The 11,869-nt window shown below is 61.3% G+C and carries 14 protein-coding genes; 4 read left to right on the plus strand and 10 right to left on the minus strand.

Annotated elements, in window-relative coordinates; all coding sequences use genetic code 11:
* The first annotated feature begins 201 nt into the window (after nt 1–201).
* Complete coding sequence (locus OWC48_RS47525; protein WP_282518356.1) at nt 202–906, plus strand: tripartite tricarboxylate transporter substrate binding protein; 705 nt, start codon at nt 202–204, stop codon at nt 904–906.
* Entirely contained in the window at nt 885–1,241 is a 357-nt protein-coding gene (locus OWC48_RS47530) for a tripartite tricarboxylate transporter substrate binding protein (protein WP_282518357.1), read from the plus strand. Before OWC48_RS47525 ends, OWC48_RS47530 begins: the two co-directional genes overlap by 22 nt.
* A 157-nt stretch (nt 1,242–1,398) precedes the next feature.
* On the opposite strand, the gene OWC48_RS01660 is transcribed toward OWC48_RS47530, so the two are convergent.
* From OWC48_RS01660 to OWC48_RS01670, 3 genes are all read right to left on the minus strand, one after another.
* Nucleotides 1,399–2,235 carry a bifunctional allantoicase/(S)-ureidoglycine aminohydrolase gene (locus tag OWC48_RS01660; RefSeq protein ID WP_282518358.1) on the minus strand — a complete coding sequence of 279 codons (837 nt, stop codon included), beginning with the start codon at nt 2,233–2,235 and terminating at the stop codon, nt 1,399–1,401.
* Between the two features lie 61 nt (nt 2,236–2,296).
* A complete protein-coding gene (locus tag OWC48_RS01665) occupies nt 2,297–2,806 on the minus strand; it encodes an ureidoglycolate lyase (protein WP_282518359.1) in 510 nt (169 codons plus the stop codon).
* A 27-nt stretch (nt 2,807–2,833) separates the two neighbouring features.
* Nucleotides 2,834–4,165: a C4-dicarboxylate transporter DctA gene (locus OWC48_RS01670; RefSeq protein ID WP_282518360.1), complete on the minus strand. Its 1,332-nt coding sequence runs from the start codon at nt 4,163–4,165 to the stop codon at nt 2,834–2,836.
* A 224-nt stretch (nt 4,166–4,389) separates the two neighbouring features.
* Here OWC48_RS01670 and OWC48_RS01675 point away from each other — a divergent pair, with 224 nt between their 5' ends.
* Nucleotides 4,390–5,295 (plus strand): LysR substrate-binding domain-containing protein, encoded by a 906-nt coding sequence (locus tag OWC48_RS01675; protein WP_282518361.1) that lies wholly within the window; start codon nt 4,390–4,392, stop codon nt 5,293–5,295.
* A 245-nt stretch (nt 5,296–5,540) separates the two neighbouring features.
* Nucleotides 5,541–6,341, plus strand: a complete 801-nt coding sequence (locus tag OWC48_RS01680; protein WP_282518362.1) for a hypothetical protein — start codon at nt 5,541–5,543, stop codon at nt 6,339–6,341.
* Nucleotides 6,342–6,446: 105 nt separating this feature from the next.
* On the opposite strand, the gene OWC48_RS01685 is transcribed toward OWC48_RS01680, so the two are convergent.
* The 7 genes from OWC48_RS01685 to OWC48_RS01715 form a co-directional block, all read right to left on the minus strand.
* Nucleotides 6,447–6,983, minus strand: coding sequence for a tetratricopeptide repeat protein (locus OWC48_RS01685; RefSeq protein WP_404979697.1), 537 nt, complete (start codon nt 6,981–6,983; stop codon nt 6,447–6,449).
* Nucleotides 6,984–7,065: 82 nt separating this feature from the next.
* The gene (locus OWC48_RS01690; protein WP_282518364.1) at nt 7,066–7,473 is read right to left on the minus strand and encodes a hypothetical protein; all 408 of its coding nucleotides are present in this window, start codon (nt 7,471–7,473) and stop codon (nt 7,066–7,068) included.
* A 9-nt stretch (nt 7,474–7,482) separates the two neighbouring features.
* Nucleotides 7,483–9,138, minus strand: a complete 1,656-nt coding sequence (locus OWC48_RS01695; RefSeq protein WP_282518365.1) for a type II and III secretion system protein family protein — start codon at nt 9,136–9,138, stop codon at nt 7,483–7,485.
* Nucleotides 9,139–9,245: 107 nt separating this feature from the next.
* Nucleotides 9,246–9,464 carry a hypothetical protein gene (locus tag OWC48_RS01700; protein WP_282518366.1) on the minus strand — a complete coding sequence of 73 codons (219 nt, stop codon included), beginning with the start codon at nt 9,462–9,464 and terminating at the stop codon, nt 9,246–9,248.
* A gap of 67 nt (nt 9,465–9,531) precedes the next feature.
* Nucleotides 9,532–9,945, minus strand: a complete 414-nt coding sequence (locus tag OWC48_RS01705) for a TadE family protein (RefSeq protein ID WP_282518367.1) — start codon at nt 9,943–9,945, stop codon at nt 9,532–9,534.
* Entirely contained in the window at nt 9,945–11,333 is a 1,389-nt protein-coding gene (locus tag OWC48_RS01710; RefSeq protein ID WP_282518368.1) for a pilus assembly protein TadG-related protein, read from the minus strand. The genes OWC48_RS01705 and OWC48_RS01710 overlap by 1 nt, the downstream gene beginning before the upstream one ends.
* A 9-nt stretch (nt 11,334–11,342) precedes the next feature.
* Nucleotides 11,343–11,858: a hypothetical protein gene (locus OWC48_RS01715; RefSeq protein WP_282518369.1), complete on the minus strand. Its 516-nt coding sequence runs from the start codon at nt 11,856–11,858 to the stop codon at nt 11,343–11,345.
* Nucleotides 11,859–11,869: the final 11 nt, after the last annotated feature.

Raw genomic sequence — 11,869 nt, forward strand, 5'->3', positions numbered from 1 at the left:
TCCGTCCGGACGAGATGTCGCACCCTCAGTAAAATGAGACGGGTTGGTAAGTTTTGAGACCAGCCGGCATGACGGTCGCATCGAGCCGCTCACTACGGTCCAGGCACAAAAATCGCCGCCTGGCGCTCATCCCGCACGACTTTCGTTCCGGACGCTCCCTGGGCTCGCAGAACAGGACACAGTCGGGAGATTCAGTCCGAGATGGCATGGTTCGATCGCAGCAAGTTCATGGACAGCACAGCGCGGTACGCTGGGATGGTCCACCCTGACCGCCGGACGTTGCTGTCGCTCGGCGCAGGCGCGGCTCTCGCCGCCACCGGGCTGTGGCCTGCACAAGCGCAAGACTATCCCGCTCGCCCGGTCCAGGTGCTCGTACCCTTTGCCGGCGGCAGCGCGAGCGACGTCATCACCCGCATCCTGCTCAACCGCATGTCGATGTCACTCGGGCAGGCCTTCGTGGTCGACAACCGTCCCGGCGCCGGCGGCAATATCGGCACCGCGGCTGCGGCGCATGCAGCACCCGACGGCTACACGCTGCTTATGAGCACCTCCGGCCCGCTGGCCGCGAACAAGTCGCTGTACAAGGAGCTGCCCTACGATCCGCAGAAGGATCTCGTACCGATCGGTCTGTTCGCGACGTTACCGAATGTCATCGTGATCAATTCGAGGCTGCCACCGAAATCGCTGAACGAGCTGATCGATTATGCCAAGGCGCATCCGCGGGAGCTGAACTACGGCACGGTCGGCGTCGGCTCGTCGCAGCATCTCGCGGCCGCCTATTTCGAGCAGCTCACGGGCACCGAGATCACGCACGTTCCCTATCGCAATATCGCCGCCTACACGCCGGACTTCATCGCGGGCCAAGTCCGCTTGGCTTCCAGCTCTTGCCGAACGTCATCGGCCTGATCAAGAGCGGCGATGCACGCCCGCTCGCGGTGGCCAGCGACAAGCGCATGACCGCGCTGCCGGATGTGCCGACCGCGGCGGAGGCGGGCCTCAAGAATTACGAGAGCGCCGCTTGGCTTGCTCTGCTCGCGCCCGCGAGCACAGGCAAAGCCGTGCTCGACAGGCTCTATGCGGCAATGGCGGAAGCCGTGAACGATCCGAAGGTGCGCACCCTCTTCGTCGAGCAAGGCGCCGAGCCCATGGTGATGGACCCACAAGGCCTGAAGGATTTCATGACATCAGAAACGACAAAATGGGCCGCGGTCATCAAGAAGATCGGCATCGAGCCGATGTAACCCCGAGCTTTTGTGCAATTATCAGCATCGTCCGGATGATCCGTCCGCGATCTCCTGCAATGCGCCCGAGCTTCCCGAGCCAGTTGCCGACCGTGGCGCTCATGTTGGTTCCGAGGAGTTCGATTTTCAGTTCGCTACCGATCGAATTGATCCGAACTTACGCTGCCGTGAAGGGCCGCAGATCCATGTGTCGATTGACATCCTTATAAAGGAGATAACGGAACCGACCTGGGCCCCCGGCGTAGCACGCCTGCGGACAGAACGCCCGCAGCCACATAAAATCTCCAGCCTCGACCTCGACCCAATCCTGGTTGAGCCGGTAGACGGCTTTGCCCTCCAAAACGTAAAGACCGTGCTCCATGACATGGGTCTCTGTGAAGGGAATAGATGCGCCCGGCTCGAACGTGACAATATTGATGTGCATGTCATATCGGACATCGGCCGGATCGATGAAGCGTGTGGTTCTCCATCTCCCATCCGTATCTGGCATTAGCGTCGGTGCGACCGAGTCCTCGTTGGTCACGATGACGTCGGGGTGAGCAAGCCCCGGTACGCCCTGATACAGCTTGCGGATCCAATGAAAATGAGCTGGGCTCGAGCTGCGATTGCGAATGCTCCAGCCGCGGCCGGGCGGAAGATAGGCAAAGCCCCCGGGCCGCAGCTCCCGCTCCTTGTCCGCCACCTCGAGGCTCAATTTGCCACCCGCGACGAACAGCGCGCCTTCGGCATCCTTGTCCGGCTCCGGCAACTCACTTCCCCCACCCGGTGCCACCTCCATAAGATAGTGCGAAAATGTCTCGGCGAATCCGGAGAGCGGTCGCGCCAGCACCCAGACACGCGTGTTGTCCCAATGCGGCAGATGGCTGACGACGATATCGCGCTGCACGCCGCCGGGTATGACCGCATATGCGTTCGTGAAGACCGCCCGGCCGCTCAAGAGCTCCGTCTGGGCCGGATGGCCGCCCTGCGGCACGTGATAGGTTTGCGATGGCATGATCGTGGCCTCTATTGGTTTCCCGTGTGGTATGTCGTTGCGCGGCTCTGCTTGTCGCGCGTCATTTTCCGAGAATGCTGTCCGGCGCAAGATCGAGCTGCATCATCTCTTCCAGCCAATATTCCTCAAGATTGTCGCCCCCGCCCTTCCGGTCGACGACGAAGAACGGACTGGAGTCTTCCAGAACAAGCAGCGGATGATGCCAGCAGTTGCGGGCATAGTTCACGCCCTGGTGTCCCGTTGCAGCGAAGCCCCGATAGGTCGAGGCGATAAGCGGATCCGCGCAGACGACGATCAGCCAGTCCTTTCGGTTCAAGGGCATGAACAATTGACTTCCCAGCGGATGGCGCTCCATCAGCCGGATCGCGATCGGCGCAGGCCGGGTGGAGGCGACAAACCAACTGATGTTGATCTGTCCGCCTTCCGCGGTGACGTCGATCGTAGCGAGATCGTTGAAGCGCCGGGCATAGCCTTCGTTGATCGGCAGGGGCGTCAACCCATCCGTATCGACGACATCGCCAAACGGCGCAAATGCCTTCCTCGTTAGAGGCTCAATCGAAAGCGTCAGCATCGCCACACTCCAACGAACAGTCGCGTTTCACGCCGTCTGTGCACTCGGGACGGGCTCATCTCCGCCGACGGCATCGACCAGCCCCTCACTTGAGAGATCAATCTCGCCGTTCAGGATACGATGCGCCTTTGCCCTGTCGATGTCGCCCTCCCAGGACGCGACGACGACGGTGGCAACGCAGTTTCCGACATAATTGCCGAGGGCGCGGGCAATGCCGATGAACCAGTCGACCGACAGGATGAGCACGAGGCCAATCGCCGGAATAGCCGGGATAGCGGCAAGCGTCGCGGCGAGCACGACGATGGCCGAGCCCGGAACGCCGTGCGCGCCCTTCGAGGTGAGCAACGCGATGCCAAGGATGGCCAAGAGATCGCCTGTCGCAAGCGGTGTGTTGGTCGCCTGTGCGATGAAGACTGCGGCCAGCGTCAAGTAGATGGAGAACGCGTCCAGATTGAACGAGTATCCGGTCGGTATTACCAGACCAACCGTCGACCGCTTGATGCCGAGCTGCTCGAGCTTTCGCATGGTTTGCGGCAGAACGCTGTCACCTGCGGCGGTGCCGAGAACGATCATCAATTCTTCGCGCAAGTAGGCGAGCAACTTGAACAGGCTGAAGCCGGACAGGCGCATGATCGCGCCCAGCACCACGATCACAAACAGGACCACGGCCAAATAGAACAGGCCGACGAGCCCGCCGAGTTGCTTGAGCGAACCAACACCGTACTTCCCGACCGTGAAGGCGATGGCACCGAAGACGCCGAGCGGCGCGAGCCGGACGACGAAATTCATCATCTTGAAGATGATCTCGTTCACGCGCTCGATGAACTCGACGACCGGCTTCGCTCGCTCGCCGCACAAGGACACGGCGCAGCCGAACATGATCGAGACGATCAGCACCTGCAGGACGTCGCCGGAGCTGAAGGCCCCCACAATCGTCGAGGGGATGAGCTTCATCAGGAATTCGGAGACGCCGCCTCCGGCGACCTGAGCCGCGGACTGGCTGAACCCGCTAAGGGCCTTGGCGTCGAGCGTCTTCGGGTCGATGTTCATTCCCGCGCCCGGCTCGAAATAGTAGGCAAGCCCAATGCCGAACACCAGTGCGACGGTGGTGACGATCTCGAAATACAGCAGGGAGCGGATGCCAACCCTTCCAACCTTCGACAGGTCTCCCGCCGCCGCGATACCGTGCACGACGACGCAGAACACGATCACAGGCACCAGCATCTTGATCAGCTTGATGAAGCCGTCGCCGAGCGGCTTCATCTGAAGGGCGAGGTCGGGATTAGCCATGCCGAGGGCGATGCCCAGCATTAGCGCAATGACGACTTGGAAGAAGAGTGACTTGAAGATCTTGGGCACGGCTTTTCCTCGCTTGGCTGGTCTTCGACTGGCGCGGCTTGGTGGGCCTTCAGGCCTCCGCCTATCTTGTTGTTTGGTGGTGACGTGTCGTCGTACGCACAAAGGAGCGCGCTTGCCGTGATCGCGGACCATGCCCGGCTCGCAGACGGCTCCGTCGGGCATTCGTTGACCATCGCGGATCTCAAGTCCAATATATAGAACGACACGATTGATAGGTTTTCCGAATGGATCTCCGCCAGCTTCGTTACTTCATCGCCGTCGCCGAAGAGCGCAGCTTCACCCTCGCCGCTCGGCGACTGAACCTTTCCCAACCACCGCTGAGCCAGCACATCCAGACGCTGGAGGCCGAGCTCAAGACGCAGCTTCTCCACAGGACCAGCCGCAGGGTCGAACTGACGAAGGCCGGTGAAGCCCTGCTGGGCCGAGGTCGCGCCATTCTCCAGCAAATCAAGCTCGCGGAAGACGAAGTTCAGTCGATCGGCGCCGGCCTTATCGGCACGCTTGACGTTGGTGCGACCGGCTCCATCCTGCGCGGTCGGCTGGCGGAACTGCTTGCCGCCTACCGAAAGGTTGCTCCGTCGGTGAAAACCACGGTGCATGAGCAGGCGCCTGCATTGCAGATCGCAGCACTCCTCAACCGCACGACCAACATTTGTCTCATTCGCAGCGTTCCGACCGAACACGGCCTGACCAGCAAGCTTGCTTGGCGGGAAGAGGTGGTCCTCGCACTGCCGCACGCGCACCCGTTGGCCGGGCGCAAGCGGGTTGCGCTTGGCGAACTAGCATCGGAGGATCACATCGTCCTCGACCCCAATAGCTCGGAGTTCGCACGCTACATCCAGAAATGCTGTGTCGATGCCGGCTTTTTGCCGCGGGTATCCCAGCAGGTCGTCGACGCCCAGTCGATTCCGAGCCTGATCGTGGCGGGCTTCGGCGTGGCACTGGTGCCCCAGTCCATTGCGCGCTTCACGACAGCCGACATTGTATTCCGGCCCATCAGACCCTCACCACCCTCAGCCGATGTGTTTCTGGTGTTCCGAGAGGATGAGACCTCGATGGTCGTGCGCAATTTCATCAAATTGGCCGTTCGGCACCTAAGCCACCGCAAAAGCCCGAGGCAAGCCTCCTGAAAGAGCACGACGGTCGTTGTTGTCGCCATCGGCGGCCGGGTCTGGGTGACTTCCGGACATCCCGGCGTCGAACGCTCGACGGATTGTCGAAGACTGCATCGCGACCCACGCGGACCCCGATGGCGTTCGGATTCGATTTCAGCTTGATCGCCTTGATCGGCATTAGTCTCTCTGACGGTGCTGCACCGCTCCAGCCGATCGCAAATATTGAGCAGGCATGATAGCCTCAATTCCACGGAGGCGAGATGTTGAACGCTGCTGATGGAAGAGGCGCGGCCGACGACCAAATTGACAGGTCGCGGGTCTCGCACCGAGCAGATCCCGACCAGACTGTCTTCGCGAATGGTCAGCCTATCGCGACCGATCGCGCTGCCGATGCCCCTGCTTTCCTGACGCGAAGTTCGGGCTTCGGGCTCCTGCCGCCCGCACGAGAGGTTTCGCGCCGACAGAAGCTGCTCAAGGCACTCGCCGCGAGGCTCGATCGATTGAGCCGCATCTGGCGCGGTCATCTGGTGCACGATGTACCGAATACGGCCGTCCCGCGCAGAAGCGCGGGGATTAGCGGCGGAACCTTTGCGCTCCTGACCTTACTCGTCGTCGCGGTCTGCGCCGGCGGGCTGCTCGCACTCGCTCAGATCAAATCCCTCAAAGCCGAGATCGCCTCGCTCCAACGCGAATTGCTTCCCTTGAGAGAACGACTGGCGAGTTATGATCAGGCGGAGAAGGCCAGGCTGGCGGAGATCAAGGCCGCCGCCGAAAAGAACAAGGCTTTGGCGGAAAATCTGTCCCGACAGGAACCGCTCGCGTTCTCGCGCGAGGAAACTCAGTTGATCCGTGAGTATATCAAGCCGGCGCCGTTTGCGGGCCCGGCGACACCAGCCGTGAACGTCGGCGATCCCGTCACGGGAGGGACAATCCCTCTGCCATCATCGCTAGCGGAGAAGATGCCCAGATTGGCTGGCGCGCGGTTCGCCATCCGAAACGGGGCGATCATCATCGTCAGGAGAGACAGTCAAAAGGTCGACGCGGTCCTGCCGCCGTATTAATCGTCGGGAATTCGCGACCAGTTGGAAGTCAGGTCCGAGCTAGGCCGGCTGTCTTCGACCGGCATGCGCGTCCAATCGACATCGATAGAATCAATCGACCGCGTTTCAAGGCTGATTGTTCGGCGGCCTCTCAATGAACCGCCGGCTGCCATTGAGAAGCTCGAGGTTATTGGCGATGACCGGGTTGCCTGGATCGAGCGAATAGGCCTTCTCGAACTTTCGCCGCGCCGCATTCAGATTGCCGCGCAGCATGTACGAATATCCCTGGTCATTCAGGATTTGAACGGTTTCGCCTCCGAGCCGGATCGCCTGGGTGTAAGCCTGATCAGCAAGGTCAAACCGGCGTATCCGATCATAGCTCGCCGCCAGCCCGACCCAGGCCGTCACGTCCTTCGGTGACTTCTCGACAGCGTCCTTGAAGTAGCGCTGCGCGATCCCGTAGTTGCCGCGGTTGAAATGCTCCAGGCCCAGCCGCACGGGCTCGTCCGACGGATAATACTTGACGTCGGTGGGCTCCTGCACGGGGTCACCGCCCGGCGGATCCACGGGGGCGACAATGGCAGCCACCCGCGTCGTGTAGTCACATGCCGCAAGACCTATCCCCGTCCAGCAACAGGTCAGCATCAGAATCACGCGCCGCATAAACCCTCGTCCCCCCACGCGGCCCAGCGGAATTACTACGCCGTCCGCACGCAAAATCGCCAAGGTCATTTCCCAAAAGTCGTTACCTGCCGCCTCCGATCGCGGGACCGCCGACCGGCACCGATACTCCACCGTTCGTTCCAGGCGGCAATCCTTCTATGTCGATGTTCTGGGTTGCGGTAGGCCGCACGCCCATCTGTTTCGTCGCATCGCCAACATCGGGAAGCTGATCCACCGGCTGTTTCGTGTTGCCATAACGTGTCACGGCGGCGCCAACGCGCCGCGCGTCGTACGCGATCCTGCGATCACCGACGTATCGCGGCCATGGGTGGATCGTATGGGTAACGGCGTTGACCTGCTTGGCATCACCGGCGCTCATCGTGATGGAATCGGAACGCTGGAAGTAGCGGTCCATCTCGTCATGACCGGCGAGGCCGTAACATCCCCCGAGCAGGAAGGGCGCGAACAGAACCAGATACCTGATGGTCATCTCTCGCTCCTAGTTGAGGGTCTTTACGACCGGCTGGTCGGCGGCGGCGGCTGGGCGCGGAACGGGCGTCCTGAGCTCAGGAGCGATGATGTGGCCGTAGGGGCCCTTCACGTCGCCACCGGAATTGACGTAGTCGTCGTACCGCTTGCGGACTTCCATCTGGCCATTGAGGAAGAAGTCGACATCGTTGGCCGGCAGGCGGGAGTCGAGCGGCGACGCCAATTGCTGACCGGGCGCCGCCGGCGCGACCAGGCGCGGCGTGATGATGATGACGAGGTCCGTTTCCTCCTGCAGGTAGGACTTGCTGCTGAACAAGGTTCCAAGCACGGGCACCGAGCCGATCCAGGGCAATTGCGAAACGTCCTGCCGGTTGCGGGTCTGGAGCAGGCCGGCGATGGCAAAACTCTGGCCGTCGCGCAATTCGACCGTGGTGCGCGCGTCGCGGCGGGTCAAAGCAGGAACTGTCGTCCCCTGAATCGTCACCGCATTGGTGAAATCAAGCTCGCTCACCGACGGCTCAACCCGAAGATTGATCACGCCCCGCGAGAGAACGGTGGGCACGAAGGCCAACTCGACACCGAACTTCTTGTAATCGATGGTGATGGTGGGAAAACCGGTCGTCGTCGTGTTCGGGATCGGCACTGGAAATTCACCGCCAGCCAGGAAGCGGGCGGCATCGCCGGAAAGGGTAGTCAAATTCGGCTCCGCCAACCGGCGAACCAATCCTTTCGTTTCCAATGCAGAGATCAGCAGGTCCACCGAGCCTCCGTTGCTGGTCCGAAGAATGCTGGTCAACAAGCTTCCGAACGGGATCGGGGCGACGCCGCCTGCGGTGCCGACGAGCGTTCCCACAGTTCCGAGCAGCGGAAGACTGCCGGTAGGAGAAGCACCAACAGGCGTACCGCCAGTATTACCAATGGGGTTTTGGACCGTATTAATACCACCAATCGGTGTTCGGCCGGCGGTCGCACTCCCCAGCCCAGTATTACCGACGTTAGTGCCGTTGGCGTTCGCCGCATAAAGGTTCACGCCGAGGTTACGCCCAGCCTCCCGATTCACCTCAAGAAAGCGCACCTCGAGCATCACCTGTTGCGGTGCCGCGACGCTCATCGCGTTGACGACGACGCCCCCTTTCGCAACGGTGCTGGTGGCGATTGCCATGGCTCGCTCGGCCACGACCGCGTCGGCGGCCATTCCGCTGAGCACCACCTGCCCCTCGGAGGCCGTGACGCGAATGCCCTGCCCGCCGGTGCTGGTCCGAATGTTCTGCTGCAGATTGCCTGTGTCGATCACGACCTCGACGTCGAGGATCCCGATCTGCTTCATCGAGCTGTCGAACAGGATGACGTTGGTGGTGCCGGTCTGCTTGCCCTGGACGTAGATCAGGTGATCGCTCAGCGACTTCACGTCGACGATGTCAGGCGAGCCGGCGACAATCGTAGCAAAGGGCGTATCGACCTTGAAGGTACGGGACTTGTTGACGACCACCTTGACCCGCTGGACGTCGCTCATTTCGCTCACGAAGACGCCGCCGCCGGAGGACCGCCGCTCTGCGGCCGCTGTGCGGTCGACGGAACCAGGCAGCACAAGCGCGGGGCCCAGTGCCAACACGCTCAAGGCGAGAAGTCTCGCTCCTGCCCTTCTCGAAATGCGACGGCCACCCATTTCGATTCCCCCCTCGCCGCGATCCGCAGCTGTCCCGTAATTCTACGTGCTCGACTTCCTAACAACTCTCCTTCGCGCACCACGTCGCAAAGCTTACGTCGGTCCCACTACAAATCCGTTACTTCGCATTTTCCGGCGCGCAGCCGGCCCCGAATGAGGATCAAGATCATTTCCTTCGTGCCGCGTCCTTGCAAGGCGAGCCTCTCGCTACTTTGCCGCAGCGTCAGCGAAAGTTTCTCGATGTTGCGAGCGAGCACCACTCGTTCGACCTGACTGGACATATTTTGCAGCATGAGCGCCCCGACTCGTTTCAGCGGCCCCGCCACTCGGCGAATTCCTACCGCGTTTCGGAGTACCGGTTCAGAACCAGGCCGGCGTCGCAGGACAACATTCCTAGAAGGGAATGGTGGTGGACGCGCTCGGCGCGTTCAATGCTGCGCCCCATATCGGCATCAGCATCCTGAAGCTCGGATCAGATGCTGTCACAGTGAGCGCAGCGGCTCCCGCAGCCGTGTTCAGTGTCGGCGTGAGACCGCCGGCAAACAGCATTGGGGCGACGGCTTTTTTGGCCGCCGCCGATGGTAGAGGGTCACCGCTACAGGTTGGCGCAGTCTTGCTCATTGCGCTATTGACGAAGCAGTCGTTGATCATCCATGCCCGAGCACCGGCATTCGCGAGCGTTCGCAACGACTGCATGGTGATTGCGTAACGCCCCAGATCGAAGATGGTGAACATCAGTATGAAAAGCGGCAAGCCGACCAGGCAAAATTCCATCGCCCCGATGCCGCGCTGATCGAGCTTTCTCATCATTGCACCAACTGGACATACTGGCTTTTCGGCAGCTTCGTTTGCGATGGGCACCCGGTGGTGTCAAAGGTGGCATTGCCGTTGAACGCGACTGACTTGGCGATCAACTGGCCACAACCGCCGCCGGTGCCGCCTACGGCGATCGTCGGATTGCCCTGAAAAGTCACCGATGCGTTCGGCGCATAGATGTTTCCTGTAAGGGTGATGTTGCTGTTTCCGCCAAAGCTCACATCCGCCGCTGAAGCATCGTACATGGACATGTACTGGAATAATGCAGCGCTGGACTGAAGGGCCGTGGGAAGCGACGCGAGACTTGGAGCTGTTGCCGGCCCCTTGAGGGTGAGCGTGCCGCCCCCCTTCGTGTCGATTGTCGCCCCGGGCAGCAGAATGAAGGTCACTCCTGTGCATGGACTGTTACAGGTGATCGAGGAGCCGCCTTTGAGGGACAACGTATTTGAGATGAAGTACACCGACACGCCTGAAGCCAAGTTCAAATTGCTATTTCCTGTCGTCGAAACATTGTCATTCGTGCATTTGGAGGTGGCCGTGTAAGCGACGAGTTTCGGAGCGTTTGGAATGTTTAGTGACGCGCAAGTTGGAAGACCGCATTTGGCGGGGAGCGTGGGATTCGCTCCGCACAACGTGGTGAGCGCGCCATCGAGAGCGGAGAAGGGATTGGCGGTCGGGGTCGGCAAATACGTCAACGCCTTGTTACAGAACGATGCGGCACCCGTGCAGCCACCGACAGTCGACAGCGAGCCGAGATTCATGGTCATCCCGCCGCCGGTGAAGTCGATTGCATTCTTGGCCGTACTGTTCGAGGCCATTCCGCAATTGGGCGCATTGATGTTCGGGCTGCCTTGGAAACCGATGGGGCCTGTCAATGCCAGGACGCAAGGCGGGTACAGCACACTCTTGATTGTGGCCACGGCCGTCGCGGGTATGGTGACAGTGGTCAATCCAAGCACGCGCGCCAGGTATGCTGGCTGTTGCTGGCTGACAGTGGCCTGAACGTAAGTTCCGGCCGTCCCCTTCCATGACGTGAGCGAAGCGATCTGGACCGACTGCGAGATTCCCGACGGAAGGCCGCCCCCACACTGGGAGCCGGGATAGGACGTGCTGCCCGTGTTGCAGAACGCGTTCTGTGCCGCGGCCTGCTTGGCGCGATAGTCCACGGTTTGCGTAACCGCGCACGGTGCGTTCGATAAGCACAATTGCTGCATGGCACCCGAGACAGCGGCGGCATCGGCGGCATTCTGCGCGTGCTGCCTCGTCACGTACCACGATCCCGCCTCACCCCCGAGCGCAACCACTCCTATCAACGGCGTCAGGGCGAGAACGGTTGCAAAGGCGGCGGCACCGCGACGAGAGTGAAGCAAGCCACGCATGGACCACTCCTATTGAAATCGCTCTGCGTAAACCAGTGTGAACGAACAGGGATTGGCGTTGCCGCTCCGACAGATCACCGATCGCAGCACGATCGGCGCCACGGTGACGGTCGTGGAGTAGGTGTAGTGCTTGGGCGAACCAGGGTTGGCTGCGGAGCAGGCGGCCATGCTATCGCTGCAGACGACCTGGAGATTGTTGATGGGATAACCCGACACCGACGTGGGGAGCGCCGACTTCCAGCTTGCCCAGGAAGTAATGTCCTGTGGCGGGTTGTACTGGATCTTTTGCCCGAAGGCGCGCAGTGCCTCCCACCCGGATACGAACCGAAAACCCGCGGCGGCGACATCGGCAAGCGGCATGAGCAGGCTCGACACCAGGATGATGTAAACGAACATCATCTCAAGCGCGGCCGCGCCGCGCTGATCGGCGATGAAAGATCTTTGATGACTCGCGCGCCCGCCTCGACGGGCTCTTGGCACGTCTGGATGCAGCCTCAGGGCACGAGCGATCCGACCGATGTCCATGACAGTTCTGC

Source organism: Bradyrhizobium sp. Arg816 (genome assembly GCF_029989365.1).
In the GTDB taxonomy this organism is placed as follows: Bacteria; Pseudomonadota; Alphaproteobacteria; order Rhizobiales; family Xanthobacteraceae; genus Bradyrhizobium.